At 51.5% G+C, this 22,353-nt stretch carries 24 protein-coding genes and 1 riboswitch; of the genes, 21 read left to right on the forward strand and 3 right to left on the reverse strand.

Features of this window, described 5'->3' with window-relative positions; genetic code table 11:
- The first annotated feature begins 15 nt into the window (after nt 1-15).
- Nucleotides 16-1,350 (forward strand): MATE family efflux transporter, encoded by a 1,335-nt coding sequence (locus HMPREF1250_RS04490; RefSeq protein ID WP_023053462.1) that lies wholly within the window; start codon nt 16-18, stop codon nt 1,348-1,350.
- Nucleotides 1,351-1,479: 129 nt separating this feature from the next.
- Here the strand turns inward: HMPREF1250_RS04490 and HMPREF1250_RS04495 are convergent, their stop codons facing one another.
- Together HMPREF1250_RS04495 and HMPREF1250_RS04500 are read right to left on the reverse strand one after the other, a co-directional pair.
- On the reverse strand, nt 1,480-1,698 hold the full coding sequence (locus tag HMPREF1250_RS04495; protein WP_231391283.1) for a 4Fe-4S binding protein: 219 nt from the start codon (nt 1,696-1,698) through the stop codon (nt 1,480-1,482).
- 53 nt (nt 1,699-1,751) lie between these two features.
- Nucleotides 1,752-2,024 (reverse strand): hypothetical protein, encoded by a 273-nt coding sequence (locus HMPREF1250_RS04500; protein ID WP_023053456.1) that lies wholly within the window; start codon nt 2,022-2,024, stop codon nt 1,752-1,754.
- Nucleotides 2,025-2,066: 42 nt separating this feature from the next.
- Here HMPREF1250_RS04500 and HMPREF1250_RS04505 point away from each other — a divergent pair, with 42 nt between their 5' ends.
- The 11 genes from HMPREF1250_RS04505 (at nt 2,067) to HMPREF1250_RS04545 (ending at nt 11,474) form a co-directional block, all read left to right on the forward strand.
- Nucleotides 2,067-2,642: a hypothetical protein gene (locus HMPREF1250_RS04505; RefSeq protein ID WP_023053424.1), complete on the forward strand. Its 576-nt coding sequence runs from the start codon at nt 2,067-2,069 to the stop codon at nt 2,640-2,642.
- Nucleotides 2,643-2,679: 37 nt separating this feature from the next.
- Nucleotides 2,680-3,381, forward strand: coding sequence for an SIMPL domain-containing protein (locus HMPREF1250_RS04510; RefSeq protein ID WP_023053469.1), 702 nt, complete (start codon nt 2,680-2,682; stop codon nt 3,379-3,381).
- An 86-nt stretch (nt 3,382-3,467) separates the two neighbouring features.
- A complete protein-coding gene (locus tag HMPREF1250_RS11770; protein WP_196806848.1) occupies nt 3,468-3,614 on the forward strand; it encodes a hypothetical protein in 147 nt (48 codons plus the stop codon).
- 136 nt (nt 3,615-3,750) lie between these two features.
- The gene (locus HMPREF1250_RS04515; RefSeq protein ID WP_023053426.1) at nt 3,751-4,170 is read left to right on the forward strand and encodes a SoxR reducing system RseC family protein; all 420 of its coding nucleotides are present in this window, start codon (nt 3,751-3,753) and stop codon (nt 4,168-4,170) included.
- 47 nt (nt 4,171-4,217) lie between these two features.
- Complete coding sequence (locus HMPREF1250_RS04520; protein WP_023053437.1) at nt 4,218-4,685, forward strand: peroxiredoxin; 468 nt, start codon at nt 4,218-4,220, stop codon at nt 4,683-4,685.
- Nucleotides 4,686-4,767: 82 nt separating this feature from the next.
- Nucleotides 4,768-5,322, forward strand: a complete 555-nt coding sequence (gene yfcE, locus HMPREF1250_RS04525) for a phosphodiesterase (RefSeq protein ID WP_023053496.1) — start codon at nt 4,768-4,770, stop codon at nt 5,320-5,322.
- Entirely contained in the window at nt 5,322-5,939 is a 618-nt protein-coding gene (locus HMPREF1250_RS11775; protein WP_023053466.1) for an MATE family efflux transporter, read from the forward strand. Before yfcE ends, HMPREF1250_RS11775 begins: the two co-directional genes overlap by 1 nt.
- Complete coding sequence (locus HMPREF1250_RS11780) at nt 5,936-6,649, forward strand: MATE family efflux transporter (protein ID WP_051356056.1); 714 nt, start codon at nt 5,936-5,938, stop codon at nt 6,647-6,649. Before HMPREF1250_RS11775 ends, HMPREF1250_RS11780 begins: the two co-directional genes overlap by 4 nt.
- 314 nt (nt 6,650-6,963) lie before the next feature.
- The gene (locus HMPREF1250_RS04535; RefSeq protein WP_023053491.1) at nt 6,964-8,265 is read left to right on the forward strand and encodes an acetyl-CoA hydrolase/transferase family protein; all 1,302 of its coding nucleotides are present in this window, start codon (nt 6,964-6,966) and stop codon (nt 8,263-8,265) included.
- A 59-nt stretch (nt 8,266-8,324) separates the two neighbouring features.
- Complete coding sequence (locus HMPREF1250_RS04540) at nt 8,325-9,788, forward strand: 4-hydroxyphenylacetate 3-hydroxylase N-terminal domain-containing protein (RefSeq protein ID WP_023053484.1); 1,464 nt, start codon at nt 8,325-8,327, stop codon at nt 9,786-9,788.
- 495 nt (nt 9,789-10,283) lie between these two features.
- Nucleotides 10,284-11,474, forward strand: coding sequence for a sodium/glutamate symporter (locus HMPREF1250_RS04545; RefSeq protein WP_023053438.1), 1,191 nt, complete (start codon nt 10,284-10,286; stop codon nt 11,472-11,474).
- A gap of 66 nt (nt 11,475-11,540) precedes the next feature.
- On the opposite strand, the gene HMPREF1250_RS04550 is transcribed toward HMPREF1250_RS04545, so the two are convergent.
- The gene (locus HMPREF1250_RS04550; protein WP_023053505.1) at nt 11,541-13,262 is read right to left on the reverse strand and encodes an Rqc2 family fibronectin-binding protein; all 1,722 of its coding nucleotides are present in this window, start codon (nt 13,260-13,262) and stop codon (nt 11,541-11,543) included.
- Nucleotides 13,263-13,480: 218 nt separating this feature from the next.
- Here HMPREF1250_RS04550 and HMPREF1250_RS04555 point away from each other — a divergent pair, with 218 nt between their 5' ends.
- The 9 genes from HMPREF1250_RS04555 to fmt all read left to right on the forward strand — a co-directional run bounded on the left by HMPREF1250_RS04555 (nt 13,481) and on the right by fmt (nt 22,304).
- Nucleotides 13,481-14,356, forward strand: coding sequence for a YicC/YloC family endoribonuclease (locus tag HMPREF1250_RS04555; protein WP_196806850.1), 876 nt, complete (start codon nt 13,481-13,483; stop codon nt 14,354-14,356).
- A gap of 11 nt (nt 14,357-14,367) precedes the next feature.
- On the forward strand, nt 14,368-14,655 hold the full coding sequence (remA, locus tag HMPREF1250_RS04560) for an extracellular matrix/biofilm regulator RemA (protein WP_023053448.1): 288 nt from the start codon (nt 14,368-14,370) through the stop codon (nt 14,653-14,655).
- Entirely contained in the window at nt 14,652-15,284 is a 633-nt protein-coding gene (gene gmk, locus HMPREF1250_RS04565) for a guanylate kinase (RefSeq protein ID WP_023053500.1), read from the forward strand. Before remA ends, gmk begins: the two co-directional genes overlap by 4 nt.
- Nucleotide 15,285: 1 nt before the next feature.
- Nucleotides 15,286-15,495, forward strand: a complete 210-nt coding sequence (gene rpoZ, locus HMPREF1250_RS04570; protein ID WP_023053503.1) for a DNA-directed RNA polymerase subunit omega — start codon at nt 15,286-15,288, stop codon at nt 15,493-15,495.
- Between the two features lie 14 nt (nt 15,496-15,509).
- Nucleotides 15,510-16,727, forward strand: a complete 1,218-nt coding sequence (gene coaBC / locus HMPREF1250_RS04575; protein WP_023053511.1) for a bifunctional phosphopantothenoylcysteine decarboxylase/phosphopantothenate--cysteine ligase CoaBC — start codon at nt 15,510-15,512, stop codon at nt 16,725-16,727.
- A 175-nt stretch (nt 16,728-16,902) separates the two neighbouring features.
- Nucleotides 16,903-17,005, forward strand: a riboswitch (SAM riboswitch).
- Between the two features lie 50 nt (nt 17,006-17,055).
- Nucleotides 17,056-18,246, forward strand: coding sequence for a methionine adenosyltransferase (metK, locus tag HMPREF1250_RS04580; protein WP_023053433.1), 1,191 nt, complete (start codon nt 17,056-17,058; stop codon nt 18,244-18,246).
- Between the two features lie 65 nt (nt 18,247-18,311).
- Complete coding sequence (gene priA / locus HMPREF1250_RS04585) at nt 18,312-20,672, forward strand: replication restart helicase PriA (RefSeq protein ID WP_023053452.1); 2,361 nt, start codon at nt 18,312-18,314, stop codon at nt 20,670-20,672.
- 226 nt (nt 20,673-20,898) lie between these two features.
- Nucleotides 20,899-21,360, forward strand: coding sequence for a peptide deformylase (gene def, locus HMPREF1250_RS04590; protein WP_023053465.1), 462 nt, complete (start codon nt 20,899-20,901; stop codon nt 21,358-21,360).
- Complete coding sequence (gene fmt / locus HMPREF1250_RS04595; protein ID WP_036242711.1) at nt 21,360-22,304, forward strand: methionyl-tRNA formyltransferase; 945 nt, start codon at nt 21,360-21,362, stop codon at nt 22,302-22,304. The genes def and fmt overlap by 1 nt, the downstream gene beginning before the upstream one ends.
- Nucleotides 22,305-22,353: the final 49 nt, after the last annotated feature.

The following is a 22,353-nucleotide window of genomic DNA, read 5'->3' on the forward strand; positions in this document are numbered from 1 at the left end:
AAGTAAGGAGAGTATATGGTTCGCAGTATGACGGAAGGGAATCCGCTGAAACTGATTGTGGCGTTTACGGTCCCTCTTTTGATAGGAAATGTTTTTCAACAGTTTTATAATATTGCCGATGTTATCATTGTCGGCAGGGTTATTGGCGTTAACGCTTTGGCCGCTGTCGGTTCTACGGCGCCGATCTTTATGGCGCTGCTCGGGATGACGATCGGTCTGGCCTCGGGCTTTACCGTTGTGACGGCACAGCGTTTCGGCGCCGGCGATTATGACGGTGTTCGCCGGTCTGTCGCAACTTCGGCGAGTTTGTCGTTTCTGCTCATCGGTATCCTCATCGTGGCGGCCCATTTTCTGCTGCCGCAGATTTTGTCGCTGATGAATGTTTCCTCTATGCTTTATGACGACGCTTTTCATTATATTTCGATCATCGCGCAGGGGCTTCTCGTCATGATGCTCTACAATCTGCTTTCCTGCATTTGCAGAGCCCTCGGCGACAGTAGGACGCCGCTGTATTTTCTGATCGTCTCTTCAATCCTCAATGTGGGTTTGGCGCTGGTTTTCATTCAGCGCTTCCGTTGGGGGGTGCCGGGATCGGCGGTCGCCCTCGTCGTGGCGCAGGGCATATCGGCAGTTTTATGCTTTCTGTACATTAAGAAACGGTTTCCCCTGCTCAGACTCAAACGGGAGGACTGGCGCTTGGACAGGGAGTTTGCCTGGCTCCATTTGCGCATCGGCATGCCGATGGCGGCACAATTTACGATCATTTCATTAGGGATTATCGTCGTTCAATCCGTGTGCAATACCTTTGGCGCCGAAACGATTGCGGCGTTCATCTCGGCGACGCGTATTGAGCAGCTGGCCATGCAGCCGATGATTTCTTTCGGCATTGCCATTGCCGTCTTTACGGCACAGAATTACGGCGCTCAAAAATATGACCGCATCCGTCAGGGCGTGCGGCAGTGTTCGCTGCTCCTGTTCTGTCTTTGCGCCGTTTCGGCGCTGGCCATGTATCTTTTCGGCCGTGAACTGATCAGTCTTTTTCTTACGGAAACAAACGATTTTCTCCTGGACCAGGCGTCACTTTACCTGCACATGTCCGTTCCTTGCTATGTTTTTTTAGGGCAAATCTTCGTCTATCGCAATACGTTACAGGGTATGGGAATATCTGTCGTACCCTTTGCCAGCAGTGTTCTGGAACTGGTGCTGCGCGGTGCGGCGGCACTGATCTTGGCGCAGATATGGGGCTATTTCGGCATTTGCGCGGCAAGTCCCATTTGTTGGGTTGCCGCCTGTTTCTTTACAACAGGTTGTTATTTTTATTTCAGCCGGTCGTTGCCGGTGAAACGATAGCGGTCGCCTGTCGACTCAATTTATCGCCAAGATGGCAAAGGGACTGTCCGTTGTAACGGACAGTCCCTTTGTTGTTGATGAGAAGAGCAGCTTGTCGAGCACGTTTAGCCGATTTCGCGCATGCCGGGATCATTCCGAGCCGCCGAGCATGTAGTTTTCAAAAATTTCGCAGGCATCGGTGCAGCGATTGCAGCGAATGCACTTGTATTTTTCGTAGGAAGGCCGGACGACGCCTTTCTCGTCGGGCATCATCCTGATCGCGTCTACCGGGCAGATCGTAACGCAGCAGCCACAGCGGATGCACCGCTTTTCATCCTTAAAATAATTGGGGATCACTTCCCACATCATCGCATCCCTCCTTTTGAAAAAAGTATAACCGGATTCGCAGATATTGTATGTTGTTATCCCAACGTTTTGCATAAATGGGAGAGAGACGGTATCTTTCGATACGGATAGCGGTAACTGACGCCGGCGTGAAGGCGACTCGTTTCGCCGCAACGGCGCCGCCGGCTGATATAGGGGTTGTGCGTCTTTGGCGAAGCCGCTGAAAAGAGGCGGCGTAATGAAGGGCTGTCAATCTTTTCGTTCTTTGTTGACAGATTTTTCGACAAGCGGTTATAATTTGAGTACGTCATCGTTTTTTTACGGACCCGATATTTTTTTACAACAAACATCCTTTTCTTTCTAATTCGGTATTTTTGAAAGGAGAGCTACATATGGTTATGCGTAAAAGGAGAAAAAAACGCCGCTTACGCCCTTTGGCCGTTGCGGCTGCGCTTTTGTTGGCAGCAGTCCTGCTTGTTTTCGGCATATATCGCCTCTTGTCGCCGGCGCCGGTACCGGCTGAGCCGGCACCGGCTGTCCGGGCCGAGACTGTCCGTATGCCTGAAGCAGGCGCGACGGAAGCGCTTGTTCCCGTCAGCAGCCATAAAGAGTTGATCAACGAAGACGATACGGTCCTGGTACAGCGATTGTTCGTCTCCTGGCTCGATCAGTACGTGTCCCGCAGTCCCGATGAATCGGGAAAGCTTTATGAATATGCCGATCTCGACGTGAAGCCTCTGCCTGTCGCAGATAACGCGAAAGACGTAAAGATCATTTACCGCGTTTCCTATTCTCTGCGCCTGACGGCGGAAGGACCGCTGCCGGATGAAAATACGGCAGGGCAATGGCTGGCCGGCAACGGCCTGTTGGATGATGACGGCTGGATTCGCGACAAGTCGCTTTACGTTGAATTGGTGAAGGGAGACGGCGATCCGTACTTGCTTATTTTGGGTACGGGTTTATCGTAACGCGTAACGGTTCAGACGAATAAGGAGGTAAGAAGATATGAAGAAAAAATTTGCAGCAATCGCCGCAGCATTGATGCTGACGTGTTCCGCACCGGCTGTTTTGGCCGCCGATTACGGTACCATTACAGTTGACGGATATGCGCAGGAAACGTATACGGCCAGGCAGGCCGTCGTCATGGTGACGGCGCAGACGGAAAAGGATACGCTGGCAGAGGCCAAGGCGGAAAATGATCGCGTTTCCCGTACTTTCCGCAACTCTCTGACAACGTTGCAAATTCCTGACAACGATATTGTCACGAAGGATTTTCACATCAATGAGCGCAATGTACGCATCGGTGATACCGACCAGTATCGCAAAACCTACGTCGTGTCCAACACGTTGCAAGTAACGGTTAACGATCGGACAAAGACGTCCAAGGTCATCGATCAGGCTGCCGCCGCCGGTATTGATACGGTGCGCCTGGCCAAGCTCGACTACAATGATAAGGACAAAGAAACGCAGCGGCAGAATCTGTTGATTGAAGCCGCCAAGAACGCGCGGCAAAAAGCGGATGCGTTGGCGACGGCGCTGGGAACCCGCGTCCTGGGCGTCGATTCGCTGAACACCGACTATCCGCGTTATCCTATGCGCCTGATGACCGCCAAGGTGGATACGGCTTTAGGGGCGTCACAATCATCGGTTGAATACGGCGATCAGACGGAAGAAATGCATATTACTGTTGTCTTTAAGGTAAAATAAGCAGTTTAAGCCGTTTCGAAACCCGTTTTGCCGGTTATGACGGCAGTTTTTACAACCGCTTTTTACTGAAAGGCATTGCCATCGGTATGACGCTTACGGCAGGGACGAAAAAGCAGACGCGTTATTTGACTGAAAAGGAAAATAGCGGCGCCGGCTTTTTCGTCTTTTTTGTTGTTTCTTTTCGGCGATGCCGGGAACGATGGGGAGACTGCGGCAAGAATGACGCGGCTTGAGGGAGGTCGATGATGTCGCGGAAAAGGGGCGGATTTTCGCAATGACAGTTGAAATTTACGTGGCAGGAGAGATATAATAGAAAAAGAATACAAAAAGTGTATTGATTATGCATGAGACAATAAGGTGGTCACGCTTATGTTAAAGAAAAATACAGGTATGATTGAAGAAGTTTTGCCGAACGGGATGGCGAAATTGCAGACGAACCGGAATCATTTGTATTCGCCGTGCAGTTCTTCCATGTGTCAGGATAACGTTGTTATCGACGCCGTCAATACGATCGGCGCGGTGAAAGGGCAATATGTCGAATATACGATTCCCGATAATCATATGGTGACAGGTGCCGTTCTCTGCTTCGGCCTGCCCCTGTTTTTGGTATTGCTGTGTGCGTTTATCGGATATTTCGCCGGCGCAAATCTCGGTTACGATGGACAAAGCGGTGCGATTGCCGGTTTCTGCGCAGGTATTCCTGTTGCCGTCGTTGCGATCAAGACCTATGATAAGGTTGTCAAACCCGATGGAAGCGAAAAAATTGAAATCATCCGTGTCGTCGAATAACTTTCGTGCTGTTTGCAGCAGACGGCATGCACGGGAAAGGAGCGGTTATGGAAAAGATTATCGCCGGTGCGCAGGCGCCGGACTTTACGGTGACGAGCGATGCGGGAAAAGCCGTTTCGCTCCATGATTTTCTGGGTAAAAAAGTTATCCTTTATTTTTATCCGAAAGATAATACGGCAGGCTGTACTTTGGAAGCGCAGCAATTTGATGCCGCATATGCCAAGTTAGTACAGGCCGGTTATGAAATTCTCGGCGTCAGTCGTAATACGGTGCGTCAGCATGTGAATTTCAAGAAAAAATTCGCCCTTCACTTTACGCTTTTATCCGATACGGACGAGAGCCTTTGCAAGTGTTATGATGTGCTGCGGGAAAAGAAACTCTACGGGCGATCGTATATCGGCATTGACCGATCGACGTTCATTATTGATGAAACGGGGCGCGTTACCGCTGTATATCGCGGCGTCAATGCCAAGGAACATGTCGGCAAATTGCTGACCGATCTCGGAATCGAATAAAATAGAACAGTCCGATCAATGCAGGTTACGAGTTTTATCGCAATCTGCATTTTTCCGTCTGCGCTGAAAGGGAGTTTTAGCTATGAAATGGATCATCGCCGCCGATTTGCATGGATCGGCTTACTATTGTCGCGAATTATGCCGCCTTTTTCGGGAAGAAGGCGGCGAGCGACTGCTTTTGCTCGGCGACCTGCTCTATCACGGGCCGCGTAATGACTTGCCCCGTGATTATGAACCGAAGGCCGTCATAAACCTGTTGAACGGATTAAAAGAAAATATCGTCGCCGTCCGCGGCAACTGTGAAGCTGAAGTCGATCAGGCCGTTCTGGATTTCCCCGTTCTCGCGTCTTACGCGTATATTTGTGACGGCGCTGTGACGGTTTTTGCAACGCACGGTCATCGGTATAATGAGCATAATGTGCCGCCTTTGGCGCGTGGGACGATCTTGCTTAACGGTCATACGCATGTGCCGAAATGTGTCGTTCACGAACGATACGTGTATATGAATCCCGGTTCGCTGTCGCTGCCGAAAGAAGGCAGCCGGCACGGGTATTTGGTTTGGGACGGCGCGGTCTTTACCTGGAAGGACACGGACGGCGCGTCCATTATGACGTACCATGCAGGGCAGGCGGAATAATGACGATTCAATTGTCTGATCACTTTACATACCGTCGCTTGCTGCGTTTTGTCGTACCTTCCGTTTGGATGATGGTCATCCTTTCCATCTATTATGTCGTCGACGGTTTCTTTGTATCCAATTTTATCGGCAAGGTTCCCTTTGCCGCCATTAATTTGCTGACTCCGGCTGTCGTCATTCCTTCTTCTCTGGCGTTCATGCTTTCAGCCGGCGGCGCCGCCGTCATCGGCAAGACGCTGGGAGAAGGCCGAAGTAAAGACGGTAAGCGGTATTTTTCCATGATTATTTATGTCGTTTTATGTAGCGGCATCCTGATCACGTTGGCCAGCGAATGGGTTTTACCGTATTTTTTGATCGCAATGGAAGCGGAAGGAGAATTGTTTGAAGCTTGTCTTCTTTATGGACGAATTGATTTGGCCGGGTTGGTTCCTTTTATGATGCAGATCATGTTTCAAGCCCTTTGGTCCGTTGCGGAAAGACCGAAATACGGCCTTTACCTGACGATTGCCTCAGGCGTTGTGAACCTTGTCTTTGATTATATCTTCATCGTCTTTTGCGGTTACGGTATTGCCGGGGCGGCCGTAGCAAGCGTTATGGGCAAATTCTCGGCGGTGTGACGCCGTTGGTCTATTTTTGCTGTCACAATACGAGTACGCTTCGCTTGGTTCGGACCGCTGTGGAATGGCCGATTGTGCGGCAGGCCTGCAGTAACGGTTTTTCCGAAATGTTGACCAGCCTGTCCGCTTCCGTTCTCGGTATCCTTTATAATCTGCAGCTCATGGATTACCTCGGTGCTGACGGCATTGCCGCCTATGGCGTCATGCTTTATGCCAACGGTATTTTTGAAAGCATCTATTTCGGCTATGCCATGGGCGTGTCGCCGCTGATCAGTTACCATTTCGGCGCGCAGAACAGTGGAGAAGTACGGAATCTTTTTTATAAAAGCTTGGCCGTTATCGGCGTGTCCGGCATGGTTCTTACTTTTTTCGCGTCTTTTTTTGCTGCAGATATTTCCCGGTGTTTTGTCGGATATGATCCGGAGCTGTGGAAAATGACGGAGAAGGCATTTTCTATTTATGCGCTGTCGTTTCTTTTTCTCGGGTTCAATACGTTCGGTTTTTCCTTTTTTACGGCCCTTAATAACGGACGCGTTTCAGCCGCCATATCTCTCCTGCGGATCCTCGTTTTTCAAAGCGGCGCTGTCCTTTTATTGCCGCTTTTCTTTGGTGTCGGCGGTATTTGGTGGTCCGTCGTCATTGCTGAAATGTCGGCGCTGGCGTTTGTTGTCCTGTGTTGGCGACGCTATCGTCGGCAATACGGGTACTGATATATGGGAAATACGGCGCAGGAAGATCATTTCGGCGACCGCTTTTCCGAAGGCGTAGTTGCAGTTGAACGGCCGGAATAGTTTCGCTGTTATCAGAATTTGTCGAACTACTTACAGTAGAAAAATAAAAATAGTTTTTAAAATATAAAAAATAAATTTTACAATTATTTAGGAATTTACATATATTGACTTAAAATTAATAAGAATGATATAATAAAATTAACATAAATTTGCGGTATCTCTTGCTTTTTAGACGATGTGTATGATCGGGTAATATTCATATATACATTGCGATAAAAAGGGAGGCGAATCAGGTGGATTATCAGGAAATTTATCAACAAAAGCTGACGACGGCGGAACGGATTGTTGAAAACATACAATCCGGGTTCTGTTGTGCCGCCACATCGGCGCTGGGAGAGCCGAGCGCCATTATGAGGGCCTTGGCGGAACGGGTGTTGCGCGAGGATTTGCGCAATATTGAGCATCATATGCTGTTGGCCAGCAGGGAGGAACGGTACTTGGATCCCGTTTTCGCAGGCAAAATTATTCACGTGCCTTGGTTTACGAGCGGCAAAGCCAGACCTGCCGTGTGGGAAGGCCGGGCTGATTTTATGCCGAACTTTTATTATGAAGTTCCCCGAATGTGGCGGGAGAATATGTCTCCCGACGTTTTTTACGCCATGGTTTCGCCGATGGATAAGCACGGCTTCTTCAGCTTCGGCGTCGGCGCGGCGGAAGGGCGGGCGCAGATGAGCAATGCCCGTTACGTTTTTCTGGAAGTAAACCGGTACATGCCGCGCGTTTTAGGTGACAATTTTGTTCATATTTCCGAAGTGGACGCGATTTGCGAATGTGACGAACCGTTGCCGACGATACCGGACAGCGAATGCAGTGAAAAGGATAAACGCATCGGTCAGCTGATTGCAGAGCGCATTCCTGACGGCGCCACTTTGCAGCTTGGGATCGGCGGCATTCCGAATGCCGTAGGAGAATTTCTCAGCGCCAAAAAACATTTGGGCATCCATTCAGAGCTTTTCTGCGACAGTTTTGTGAAGCTTATTCAATCAGGCGCCGTGGACAACAGCTGCAAGAACATCAATCGGGGAAAATCTGTAGCTACCTTTGCCATCGGGTCACAGTCCTTGTTTGAATATATTGATGACAATCCGGGAGTCGAGTTCTATCCCGTTGATTATGTCAATGATCCTCGCATCATTGCGCAGAATGATTATATGATATCTGTCAATTCCTGTGTGGAAGTAGACTTGGTCGGACAGGTTTGTTCCGAATCCATCGGTCATAAGAACATCAGCGGTGCCGGCGGACAAGTCGATTTTATTCGCGGTGCCAATTGGTCCAAAGGCGGCCGCTCGTTTATTTGCACTTACGCTACCGCTAAGAATGATACGATATCCAAGATCAAGCCGTTTTTAACTGAAGGGGCTCATGTTACCACTTCTAAAGGTGATGTCGATTGTATTGTAACGGAGTACGGAATTGCGGAACTTAGAGGCAAAACAGCAGCTCAGCGAGCACGAGCATTAATTTCCGTTGCCCATCCCAAGTTCCGCGAAGAACTGCTGCAGTCGGCGGAAGCAATGCACCTGATGATTTAGGAAAGCCCGTTCAGCTTGCATTTTCAGTCAAGTTTCGTCAGTGTAAAGGAGAAAAGATTATGGTAAGAACGAGAGAAGAATATTTGCAGTCTCTGAAATCAATGCGGCCGAATGTGTATAAATTCGGAGAACTCATTGAAGACGTAACGACACACCCGTATACTCGTAAAGCCGTAGAATCGCATGCAAGAGGCTTTGACGGAGCCAACAGTGCTGAAGAGAAGGATATCTTCGTTACCGTGTCTTCCTTGACAGGAAAAGAAATTATGCGGCAAAACAGCCTGATGCTTTCGCAAGAGGACATTATGAACAACGCCCGTCTGAAACGAACGATGTATCATAAATGCGGCACGTGTACAGGCGGCTTCTGCGTCGGGTGGAACGCGCAGAATGTGATGTGGGCCATTACGTCCGATATGGATGAAGAATACGGTACCGATTATCACGAACGGCTGAAACAATGGTTATTGACTGCTGAAGAAAGAGGGATTCTGGTTGCCGGCGCGCTTACGGACGCGAAGGGCGACCGTTCCTTAAAACCGTCGGGACAGCCTGATCCGGACAGCAATCTGCACATCGTGGAATACAGAGATGACGGTGTCGTTATTTCCGGCTGTAAGGCCATGATCTGCGGCGTTGCGGCTTCTGAAGAAATTTTCCTGCTGCCCGGCTCCGGATACAAAGAAGGCGATAAAGATTACGCCTTGTCCTGTGTCGTTCCTAAGGACATTGAAGGCCTTACGATCGTGGAAACGCGGCATGTCAGCGACTGTCGTGATGCAGAGGAAGGCTTTGATTCCCCGATTACCGGCGTCACGCAGGCTTATCTGATGTTTGACCGCGTATTCGTGCCGAAAGGCCGCGTATTTATGGCAGGTGAATTTAAATACAGCGGCAAAGTCATTGAATATTTTACGGCAAACTACCGCGCCTGTATCGGCGCCTGCGTAGCAGGACAGGGTGACGTCATGATCGGCGCAGCTACGCTCATGATCCGCGCCAACGGCTTGTCGTCAAAACCGTTTAAGGACAAAATGATTAATATGAGCGTCAACAACGAAACGACGTATGCCGTAGGTATCGGAGCCATGGCACTGGGCAGACAACATAAAACCGGCGTCTGGCTGTCGGATAATAAAGTTGCGCATGTCAATAAGATTCATGTCGCTTCGTTGCCGTATCAGACGAAACTGCTCTGTCAGGAAATCGGCGGCGGTATCGTAGAAACAGGCTGTTTCCCGTCGTATCGCGACTTTACGGATCCCAAATTAGGGCCGATGATCCAGAAATACGTAAAAGCCGGCGTCAACGTATCTGCCGATACGAGAGCCCGCGCCGCCCGTCTCAGCGAATGGCTGACTGTAGGCGGCGGGATCCCGGGCTGTATGCATGGCGGCGGTTCACCGGACGGCGCGCGGATGGTAGTCCATGCGAATACGCCGTATGAAGAATTTGTCGCCTATGCAAAGGATATTGCCGGTATCGCGGAAGACGTAAAAGAACCGGAAAAACCGAAAAAATAACTAAGCGGCGAAATTTTTGAGCAAGGACCGTGTAATCGGGCGTATCGCAAACCCCGGCTCCCCATAACGGGAGCCGGGGTTTTATCATGAAAATGATGCGGCCTGTTCGTACGGTGTACGCGAACTCTAGGAGATGAAGAACGCCGACGTGCAGCTTTCTCATCGCCGGGAGCCGTTCCGGTACCGCCTGATGCTGTATAAGTCTGCAGCCGGCGAGAGCATTGTCCGTGCCGTATACGCGTATCGTCCGATAGGTTCTACGGGAAAGTGGGAGAGTACAGTCTGAGGGGAGACACGATTCGGAAAATAGAGAAAAGGGGAATCAATATATTTTTTTATTGTGTAAACGACTTTCTTCTGATAAAATAAATGGCGTAGTTTCGAAAAACAAAAATTAATTTTGCATAGCAAAATTAAAGGGAGGAAAAAGATGGAAGTAAAGTTAAATATTTACCAAACGATGGCGGCCGCCATTGCCGTCTATTATCTGGGCGTTTGGTTGCGGTACAAGATCGGCTTTCTGCGGAAGTACTGTATTCCAGCGCCGATCGTGGGGGGGGCATCGTATTTGCCGTTGTCAATTGCGTGTTGTATGTCAAGGGAATCTGGACGTATGAACAGGATACGACGATGCAAGACGTATGCATGATGATCTTTTTTACGAGTATCGGTTACACTGCCAGTATCAATCTGATCAAGCGAGGCGGCCTTTTAGTTTTTAAAATGGCATTTATTACATCTATTTTGATTTGCTGCCAAAACGCCATTGGCATATCGCTGTCGTATTTCTTTGATCTCAACCCGCTGATGGGGCTGGCGACAGGCTCTATTCCTATGGTAGGCGGCCATGGTACTTCCGGTTCCTTCGGCCCTGTTCTCGAATCGTTGGGCCTTAACGGCGGTTTAACGATCGCCTTTGCATCGGCCACTTTCGGGTTCGTTGCAGGCAGTCTGATCGGCGGACCTGTCGGCGAAAGTCTGGTGCACCGTTATCGGTTGGTCAGCCACGCTAAAGGGGAACGGCTTGATCCGGCAAGTCTCGAACCGGAACTGGAAAAGCTGGAATCGGCCAGAAAAGGTGAAGAAAAGATCATTGAAGAAGAACTGCGAAAGGGGCAGACGATCAATAATTTCCGCTTCATGAATGCCTTGGCGCATCTGCTGTTGGCCATGGGGATCGGGACGCTGGTAAGTAAATTTTTCGTCAGCATCGGTCTGATCTTTCCCGGGTATATCGGCTCCATGCTCGTTGCCGCCGTAATCCGCAATGTGGCCGATATGACGCATATCTACAAGGTATATCAGCGAGAAAGCGAAGTTCTGGGAAATTTGGGATTGACCATTTTTCTTTCCTGCGCTCTGATGAGTTTGAAGCTTTGGCAACTTACGGATTTGGCCGTTCCCCTCGTGGTCATGCTCCTCAGTCAGGCCGTGTTTATCGCTTTCTTCGCGTACTTCGCCGTTTTCCGTTTCATGGGCGGCGATTACGAAGCCGCCGTCATGTCGTCAGGCGTCTGCGGCTTCGGGCTGGGAGCTACGCCGAATGCCATTGCCAACATGTCGACGATGACCGAAGGATTCGGTCCGGCGCCGACTGCTTTCTTCGTTATTCCTCTGGTCGGGGCGTTGATCATCGATTTTGTCAATTCTATGATCATTACGCTCTTAATGAATATTTTTGTCTGATCTTCAATGGCATAAAAAGCCGCGCAATCAGGATATATTTCCTTGAGCGCGGCTTTTTTTCGTTAGTTATGTATCGACAGGCCAGTTTTTCGGTTCTACGACGTATGTCGTTTGATTTTCAAAGATCACGTAGCCCGGCGCGGCGTGTGCCGGTTTTTTGACATGACGTACCAACGTGCTGTCCACTTCGACTTTGGTGTCGTGGCGGCTTTGGCTGTAATAAGCGGCGAGCTGCGCCGCTTTTTCCAACTGCGCATTTGTCGGCTCGCCTTTATGACAGGCAAGGATGACATGAGAGCCGGCCTGCCCCTTGACATGGAACCAGCGATCATAAGGATGCGCTTTTTTTGTCGTCAGGAAATCATTTTGTCTGTTGTTGCCGCCGATCCAGATTTCCATGCCGTCTGCAGAAACGGTACGGATTTTTTGGGCAAATTCTTTTTTTAGTTTTTCCTTTGCATTGGTGCGAAGCAGATTCATTTGCTGCATTTCCGCCCTGATGTCGGCTAATTCGTCTTTGGTTACGGCCGTTTCCAAAGAATATTCGAGGGAACGGAAATAATCCAGTTGTCGTTGATTGTCCCGCTGCAGTTCCGTTGATTTCTGTTTACGGTTGCGCAGCTTTGTGTACCGCTTGTAATAATGATTGGCGTTATCTGTCATGGAAAGCGCAGCATTCAGGGGGATCGTGACCGCTTCCTGTGTTTCCGACAACAGATTGATAAGGGTCACGTTGTCTTCATGAGCGTGTTTCTCGTAAGCGTAGATCATCAGGAGATCGCCGTACAATTTGTACGTATCCATTTTAGCCGTTTCTTTCAGTTCCTGAAAAATACGTTTGATTTTTTTTTCTTGTTTTTCGATTATTTTGGCTACTTTTTTGCGCAGCCGTTCCTGCTCGCCGCTGAGGCTGCCGTGTTCGGCCTGATACTCGCTCAGATAGGTCTGGATCGAAGCGTAATGGCGGACCGGCTTGGCGGCGAACGATTGCAGCGGCAACGGGAAGAGCACCTCTTTTTTGCCGTCAGTGTAGACGTAAGCGCCTCTGACATCACGGAGTTCTTGTCCCAGGGCGGCGATATGTCGGCACCAGCAGGTTAGTTCTGTTGCTGTCAGTGACTTGACGGAAGCGTCCTTGGCTATGCCGGAGAGGAGAGACAGCTCATTCAGGACGACCGTGCTCATGCCGTTAAAACGGCGGAGCATCCACGTACCGAGCGTTTCGTCCGCAGCAGTGCTGCGCAGCATCTCCGCAATCTCTTGCGCCGTAAATTCGAAAGGATTCATGCGCATGAAGTTCGGCGGGAACCCGTACGGCTCTTTCGGCGAAATCGTGCGCAGGGCCTGTTTGTCTTTTCTCGTCTTAATCAGCGCTTCAAGGATGATGCCGTCTTCCGTAAAGATGACGTTGCTGTATTTTCCCATCAGTTCGATGTGAATCTTCCGCGTCGCCAATTTTCCCGAAACGTCGAGGACGTCAACGGCAATTTCGATAAGGCGATCCAAGTGGAGTTGCCTGATCGAAGCGATACGGCCGTTTTCATAATATTTACGGAGGAACATGCAGAGGCCCGTCGGTACATCCGGTGTCGGCGGCATGACAGGAGACACGTACAGGCGGGGCGAATCGTCGAGGGTGATGACCAGGTGGTGCAAGCCGCTGTCGTTGAAGATACGAAAATAAAGCCCCTTGCCGTTTAGCTGGTAGATTTTGGAAATTTGGCCGCCATGAAGGATGGCCGTCAATTCGGTGGTAATGGAATGTAAGGTAATACCGTCAAGATTCATGTTTTTTCTCCTTTATACTACCGTTTATTATAGGAGATTTATGCGAATTAGTAAATCTTCGGTAAAGGGAATGGAAACGATTTCAAACGGGAAAAGGGAATTTTTTCGGAGAAACTACGTTTCCTGTTGACAGCTTGCGGCCTCTGTATTACGCTAAGAAAACAAGTGCCTGATGAAGAACAGAGAAAGGGCCGGGAGGAGGAATCGGCGTGAACAGCATGACCGGATTCGGCGGCGGCAGCCATAGTGACGGCTCCATCGAAGTGGCAATAGAGCTGCGTTCCGTCAATCAACGTTTTTTGGAATTGAATATTCGTATGCCCCATTCGTATTTGCGTCTTGAAGAGGGGCTGCGCAGAAAGATTAAGGAACACTTACACCGCGGCAAGGTCGACGTTTTCGTAACGGTTAGGGAAATTGCGCCGCAGGCGCCGGAAATTACGGTCGATCTGGCGGCGCTGCGGGCTTGTAAGGAAGCGCTGGAACGGGCCAGAGAAGAGTGCTTTGACGGCGGTTCGACATCGCTTGCCGAGGTCGCGTCGCTGACAAAAGATTGGTTTACGGAGACACCGCCGCGGATCGATGCCGAAGTCTGTCGTCCCGTATTCGAAACGGCGCTGCAAGAGGCGCTGACGAGTCTTATGACGATGCGGCGCCGTGAAGGAGAAACGATACAACGCGACCTGACGGCGCGTGCGGCTTCTTTGCAGGAGATCATTGAAAAAATCGCCGCCAGGCGTCCGGTGATTATGGCGGCTTACGAAGAGCGGCTGCGCAAGCGGATTGAAAAGATGCTGGAACAGGCCGGCAGCAGCGCCGACGAGGGGCGGATTCTGCAGGAAATCGCCGTTTACGCCGATAAATCGGATTTTACCGAAGAAGTTGTACGATTTCGCAGCCATGTGTTACAATTAGAACGACTTTTAAGCGACGGCAATGACGTAGGCCGCTCTCTTGATTTTCTGATGCAGGAAATGAACCGCGAAACGAACACGATCGGTTCCAAAGCTGGCGATCTGGAGGTTACGGAATACGTGTTGCAGCTGAAAAACGAGTTGGAAAAGATTCGCGAACAGATTCAAAATATCGAATAATGGAGACGGCTATGAATTTCAATCTTTTAAATATCGGCTTCGGCAATATGGTCATGGCGCACAAGGTGGTGGCCGTTATCAGCCCCGAATCGGCGCCGATCAAGCGATTGGTGCAGGAAGCGCGGGAGCACAATACGCTGATTGACGCGACCTTCGGCAGAAAGACGCGGGCAGTGCTGATTATGGATCACGGTCAGGTTATTCTTTCGGCAATTCAGGCAGAAACGATATCCCATCGCATTTTGCATGTCGGCGAAGACGTGAGCGACATGTGCCCGGATGAAGGAGACGAAGGATGATGGCGGCGAAAGACAAGGGACTTCTCATCGTCGTTTCCGGCCCGTCAGGCGCCGGGAAAGGCACGATCTGTGACGCCATGCGCCGTGACTTTCCGGAGATCGGCTATTCCATATCCATGACGACACGGCCGCCTCGGCCCGGCGAAATCGACGGCGTCAATTACCGTTTTACGGACAACGCTCATTTTGAAGCGCTCTTGGCAGCCGACGCTTTTTTGGAGTATGCCAAGGTCTATGACCATTATTACGGGACGCCGAAAGATTTCGTTTTCCGCCGGCTGGACGAAGGAAGGCATGTCATGCTGGAAATCGACATTCAAGGCGCTATGCAGGTCCAGGAGAAATACCCGGAAGCCGTGCTGATCTTCATCCTGCCGCCCAGTCTGGCCGTACTGGAGCAGCGGCTCCGCGACCGGCGCACCGACAGTGATGAAGTCATCTGCAAACGCTTGGCCAAAGCGCGCGGTGAACTGGACTGGATAAGACGGTATGATTATGTTATCATAAATGATGATCTGCAGCGGGCCGTCTGCCAGGCCGATGCCATATTGACTGCGGAATGCCGGAAGACGTCGCGCAATGACAATACCATTACGGCAGTCTTGAAACAGTATACAAGGGGAGAATAATATGCTTATTAAACCGACATTGGAATCGTTAATGACGAAAGTGGACAGCAAATACACCTTGGTAACGTTGGCGGCCAAACGAGCCCGCGAATTGACGGACGGCGACGACCCTTTGGTTGATGTCGATACGAACAAAGTCGTTTCCGTCGCCATGGAAGAAATTGACGAAGGAAAAATTAAATATGAAGTGCCTAAGGTCGGAATTAAATAAAAAGGGGAATTCTCATGTTGCTCGCTAACAAGAAGATCGTACTTGTCATCAGCGGCGGTATCGCCGCGTTCAAAGCGGCCGCCTTGGCCAGTCTCCTCGGCAAGGAAGGGGCTGTCGTGAAATGCGTGATGACGCAGCATGCGACAGCGTTCATCACGCCGCTGACGCTGCGTGAAATTACGGGAAATCCCGTTGCCGTCGATATGTTCGGCGATACCTTTGAGTTCAATATTGAGCATATTGCCCTGGCTCGCTGGGCCGATGCGTTTGTCGTAGTTCCGGCAACGGCCAATATTATCGGCAAAATCGCCAATGGCATTGCCGACGATCTGGCAACAACGACGCTGATGGCTACAAAAGCGCCGGTTATGATCGCGCCGGCGATGAACAGCAATATGTATCTCAATCCCGTCGTTCAGGGGAATTTGCAGAAGCTGAAGGCCTTGGGATATGTCATCGCCGAGCCGGACAGCGGCCGTTTGGCTTGCGGCATTGACGGCGTCGGTCGGCTGCCCGATCCCGACATACTTGTCGAATATATCGAAAAGACTACCTGCAGTTCGGCGCTGCTGCGCGGCAAAAAAGTGCTGGTCACGGCCGGCGGTACGCGGGAACGGATCGATCCGGTCCGCTATATCGGCAATCGTTCCAGCGGCCGCATGGGATTTGCCGTTGCCAAAGCGGCCATGCTGGCCGGCGCCGATGTGACTCTCGTCGCGGCTCCGTCAGCTTTGCCGGCGCCGTTAGGCGTGCATCGCATCGATGTCGGCACGACACTGGAAATGCAGGCCGCTTGCGAGGAGATTTACGATTCCGTCGATCTGGTCGTCAAGGCAGCGGCAGTTGCCGATTATCGCGTTGCCAGGCCGGCGGAAAATAAAATTAAGAAATCGTCGGAAACGTTGACTGTGGAACTGGCTAAGAACCCTGATATTCTGTATGGGTTGGGACAGAAAAAAACGCATCAGGTACTGATCGGTTTTGCCGCTGAAACGACCAATGTCATCGAATACGGTATGGGTAAGTTGAAGAAAAAGAACCTCGACATGCTTGTTGCCAATGATGTCAGCGTCGCCGGCGCCGGGTTTCAGGGGACGACGAATATAGCGACCTTTTTGTTCCCTGACGGGCGCAGCGAGGCGATGGAAATGATGAGCAAGTTTGAATTAGCGCAAAAGATCATCAGCGCCGGCGCCGCTTTGGTCGCTGCGAAAGAAAGCGCTGAGGCGTAAAATAAAAACGTGGAGGCGAGGATACTTTAGGCAAGCCGCAAAGTGTCCTCGTCTGTGTCGTTTGACGAGACTGGAAGGCATGATTTTCATGCGCTTGCGATATAGGAAAACGACGGCGATCTATTGCTTTTTTTTCGTCCTTATTCTATAATACTAAGTACCGTAAATTACATATGTTCCATCAAGAGTCGGCAGAGGGATTGGCCCGATGACGCCGCAGCAACCTTCACTATTGAAAAGGTGCTAATTCCAACAGTGCTTTCACTGGAAGATGGGTAACAAGAACCCCTCTTTTGCAGAGGGGAATTTTTTTACAGGAGGAATGGTAATGGTAAAAAATCGTGAATTTTTCACATCCGAATCCGTAACAGAAGGACATCCCGACAAAATAGCTGACCAGATTTCCGACAGCATTCTGGATGCCATTTTGGCAAAAGATAAACATGCCCGCGTAGCCTGCGAAACGCTGATTACCACAGGAATGGTGCATGTCGTAGGAGAAATTTCCACCAATTGTTATGTCGATATTCCCCATATTGTCCGTGAGACGATACGCGGCATCGGCTACACCCGTGCCAAGTACGGTTTTGACTGCGATACCTGCGGTATCCTTGTCTCTTTGGACGAACAATCTCAGGATATTGCCATGGGCGTTGACGAGGCCCTTGAAGCCAAGGCCGGCAACGGCGAACAATTCGACGCCATCGGCGCCGGCGACCAGGGCATGATGTTCGGTTATGCGACCAATGAAACGGACGAGTACATGCCGCTGCCGATCTCACTTGCTCATCGTTTGGCTCGTCGCCTGGCAAAAATCCGCAAGGAAGACGTGCTGACCTATCTTCGTCCTGACGGCAAAACGCAGGTCACCGTCGAATATGAAGACGGCAAACCCGTACACATCGACACGATCGTCATCTCGACGCAACACAGTCCGGAAGTGACGCGGGAACAGATCGAAAAAGATCTGATCGAAAATGTCATCAAACCGGAAATTCCCGATGGACTGTTCGATGAAAAGACAAAGCTCTTTATCAATCCGACGGGCCGTTTCGTCATCGGCGGTCCGCAAGGTGATTCCGGGCTGACTGGACGCAAAATTATCGTCGATACCTACGGCGGTATGGCGCGCCACGGCGGCGGCGCCTTTTCCGGCAAGGATCCTACGAAAGTGGACCGTTCCGCTGCTTATGCCGCCCGTTATGTGGCTAAGAACATCGTTGCGGCAGGTCTTGCCGATAAGTGCGAAATCCAGCTCGCTTACGCCATCGGCGTGGCTCATCCCGTCTCGATCCATGTGGAAACGTTCGGTACCGGTCACGTCGACACGGACACGATTGTCGCCTTGATCCGCAAACACTTCGATCTGCGTCCGGCAGGCATCATTGAAATGCTTGATTTGCAGCGTCCGATCTATAAGCAGACGGCCGCTTACGGCCATTTCGGCCGGAACGATCTTCATCTGCCTTGGGAGCAGCTGGATAAAGTGGCTGTACTTCGCAGTGAAGCTGGTTTATAATTATCATATCGTACGGTCAAAGGGAGACGAGAGTCTCCCTTTCTTTGTTACCGGGAGGAATGAAAATGATTGCTGACATTATTATCAACATTACGGCAAAACGATTGCAGCAAACGTTCTCGTACAGCGTGCCGCCGTCGCTGCGGCTCCGTGTAGGGGACCGCGTTCTCGTTCCTTTCGGTTCCCGCCATGAAGAGGGCGTCGTTATCGCTTTGCGGTCAGGTGAAGCGGCTGCGTCTCCGTATGCTTTGAAAGACGTGGCGGCTCTCTTGTCGGAAGAGGCGGGATTTCAAGCGGAAATGATCGATACGGCGTTCTGGATCAGCCAGTATTACGTTTGCAACTTTGCCGACGCCTTGCGCCTTTTTATGGTGGAAAAGCACGGTCTGCGCCAAACCCGCGTTCTTTCTCTTTCGGCAAGGGGGAGCGACGTTGCCGCGTCGGAGCCGGCGTTGGCCTTTGCGGCGGCAGAAGGGGAGCAGACGGAAAAAAACTTTCGCAGCCGCTTTGGCGACGGCGTCGTCGACAGACTGCTGAAACAGGGCTTGCTGCTTCGCAGAAATGTGACGGAAAACAGAATCGCTGCGAAAACGGAACCGTATCTCGTCTTTTGCGCTGCCGATACGGCGGGTATCCTGCGGCGGCGCAAGAGACAGGCGGAACTCTTGTCGCTCTTGCAGGAAAAAGGCGAAATGCCGCTGGCCGATGTGCTGCGAAGCGGTTACAGCCGCGATACAACTGTAGCGCTTTGCCAGACCGGGCTGGCTGAACGAAGGGACAAAATTCGCCGGACGACGGCTTTGCCACTGGCTGCCGCCGCCGATACGACGTGGTCCTTGACTGACGAGCAGCAGGCTGTTCTCGCAAGCGTGCGGAGTGAGAGGCATCATCGAACCTTCGTCCTGCACGGCGTTACCGGCAGCGGCAAGACGGAGGTCTATTTGCAGTTGGCGAAGGATGCCTTGGCCGCAGGACGGCAGGTTCTCGTCCTGGTTCCCGAAATCGCGCTGACCGGACAGATCGTCAGACGCTTTACGGCCCGTTTCGGCGATGACGTCGTCGTCATGCACAGCCGCCTTTCCAAAGGGGAACGGGAAAACAACCGCCGCCGCATGCAAAACGGCGAGAGCCATATTTGCATCGGCGCCCGTTCCGCCGTCTTCACGCCGGTGCAGGCGCTGGGGCTGGTGATCGTCGATGAAAGCCATGACAGTTCTTATAAGCAGGACGAATCGCCTCGTTATCATGCCGTGTCCGTTGCCAGAAAACGAGCCGCTTATTACGATTGTCCTGTTATTTTGGGCAGCGCTACGCCGGCTATTGCCGACTATTATCTGGCTCGGCGCGGCGTCTATACGCTGCTGACCTTGACTAAGCGAGTTATGGGGCGTTCGCTGCCGCAGACGGAACTGGTCGATATGCGGGAAGAACTGGCGCGCGGCAACTACAGCGTCATCTCTTCCTCTTTAGAAGCGCTTCTGGCGGAGACGCTGGCAGCTCGGCGGCAGGCCATCGTCCTCTTGAATCGCCGCGGCTTTTCGACCTTCGTCATGTGCCGCAAATGCGGCTACGTTGTCAAATGCGATACGTGCGACGTAGCGATGGTTTATCACAAACATGCCGAAACGCTGCGTTGCCATTATTGTGACGCTGAAAAAGCCGTTCCAGTCGTTTGCCCTGCCTGTGGCAGCAAATTTATCAAGTTTTTCGGCTCCGGGACGGAAAAAGTGGAAGCTCGGCTTCAAGAACTGTTTCCGGCGGCACGCATCATTCGGCTCGATCAGGATACGACGACGCGGAAAAACAGCAGCGATCATATTATTGAAGCTTTTCGCCGCCACGAATATGATATTCTCCTGGGCACACAAATGGTCGCCAAAGGACATGATTTCGCCGGAGTCAACGCCGTCGGCATCCTTGCTGCCGACAGTCTTCTCAATCTGCCGGCGTACTGGGCCGGCGAACGGACTTTTCAGCTATTGACGCAGGCTTCCGGCAGAGCCGGCCGCGGCGATTTTCCCGGCCGCGTCGTCATGCAGACCTATGCGCCGGAGCATTATGTCATGCAGTGCAGTGCCGCCCAGGACTATCGCGCGTTTTACGAGGCCGAGCTTGTCTTTCGCAGAGAATTGCGTTATCCGCCGTTTGCATCGTTGATCAAGGTAGTTATTACCGATGCCGACGAGGTAGTCGCCGGTAAGAAAGGCAATGAACTGGCCGCCTTGCTGCGGGGCTTTTGCGGCGAAAACGGCAAGGATGTGGAAGTAATCGGTCCGTACGTGGATATTATCAAGAAAATACGCAATAAATACAGGCTTGTCATTCTCCTGCGCGGTCAGGATATGGAGGCGGTAAAAGGGTATATGAAAGAAGCAGCCGCTTTCTGGCAGCACGGCGTCATGATTGATGTGGAACCGACCTATTGAAGTAAGAACGTTATTAATCATGGCGGCAGACGGCATGGCGCAAAGATGACTTCGTCTTTTGAGTGACTGCGCTCCAACCGGTACGTCGCTCTATGCTTATTGCGGTGAATGGTATATAATTATTTAGATATGGAATCTTGTTGTTCGGCTGCAAGCCGCAGCAATCCGTTGGAATGATTATTTTGCCGCCCCCTTTTCGGCAGGCAATCATATGTTGAGGTGAAAGATGGCTGTTTTACGCATTACAAAAGCCGGCGATCCCGTCCTGAAAGGGCAGGCGCAACCGGTCAAAACGATTACGAAACGCATTAAGCGCTTATTGGATAATATGGCGGAAACGATGTATGCCGCCGAAGGAGTCGGTCTTGCCGCGCCGCAGGTTAACGAATCGCTGCAACTTGTCGTCCTTGACGACGGCAACGGCCTTATTGAACTGATTAATCCGGAACTGCTGGAGGCGTCGGAAGAAATGGAACTCGGCGCGGAAGGTTGCCTCAGTGTTCCCGGCTATTACGGTGACGTGAGCCGGCATAAAAAGATCACCGTCAGGGCGCGCAACCGTTACGGGAAGGAGATCATTTACGAGGTGGAAGGGTTTCTGGCTCGTATTTTCCAGCATGAAATGGATCACCTGCAGGGCGATCTCTTCATTGAAAAGGCAACTAATTTGCGGAAAGTCGGTGAATGATGGAAAAACAGCGCATTGTTTTTATGGGCACGCCGGATTTTGCCGTGCCGGCTTTGCAGGCGATTCACGCTGCGGGACACACGATCGCCGCTGTTTTTACGCAGCCCGACAAGCAACGAGGCCGCGGCAAAAAGGTCTCGTTCTCTCCGGTCAAAGAAGCCGCCCTGGCCTTGGGACTGCCTGTCCATCAGCCTGACTCCCTGCGGCCCGCGGCGTCTGTCGCGCTGGTTCGATCCTATGCGCCGACTGTGATCGTCGTCATCGCCTATGGTAAAATTTTGCCGCGTGAGATTTTGGATATACCGCCGTATGGCTGTCTCAATGTGCATGCTTCGCTGCTGCCCCGTTTTCGCGGCGCCGCGCCGATTCAGTATGCCATCAAAGAGGGCGACGGCGTCAGCGGCGTGACGATTATGGGGCTGGACGAAGGAATGGATACGGGCCCGATTCTGAAACAGGCGGAAATACGGCTGACAACTAAGGAAACGACAGGCACTTTGTTTGCCAAATTGGCTCAATTGGGAGCGCAGACGCTTTTGCCCGTACTGGCGGAACTTTCACAGGCTTTGCGCCAAGCGCGGCCGCAAGATGAAAGGCTGGCTGTCTATACGGCGAAGATCACGAAAGAAATGACCAATATCGACTGGCATCAAGATGCAGCCGTTATTGAACGGTGGCTGCGTACTCTTGATCCTCATCCAGGCGCGTATACGTTCTGGCAGGGGCAGCGTTTGAAAATCTGGGCGGCCGATGTTACCGAAGGAGGCGATGCCGCGCCGGGAACGATTATTGCAGTAACGAAAAAAGCGCTTATCGTGCAGGCGGGGAAAGGCGCTTTGCGCATTACGGAACTGCAGCCAGAGAGCCGGAAGCGAATGGCGGCGGCCCAGTTCCTGCAAAGCCATCAGCCCGCTGTCGGCGAAAAGCTGACTGCTGCCGGGTAATCCGTTGATAAGGAAGAAAGGGCACGGCAGTTTCTTTTTTGATGATGAT

Source organism: Megasphaera vaginalis (ex Srinivasan et al. 2021) (assembly GCF_000478965.1).
Lineage (GTDB): Bacteria > Bacillota > Negativicutes > Veillonellales > Megasphaeraceae > Megasphaera > Megasphaera vaginalis.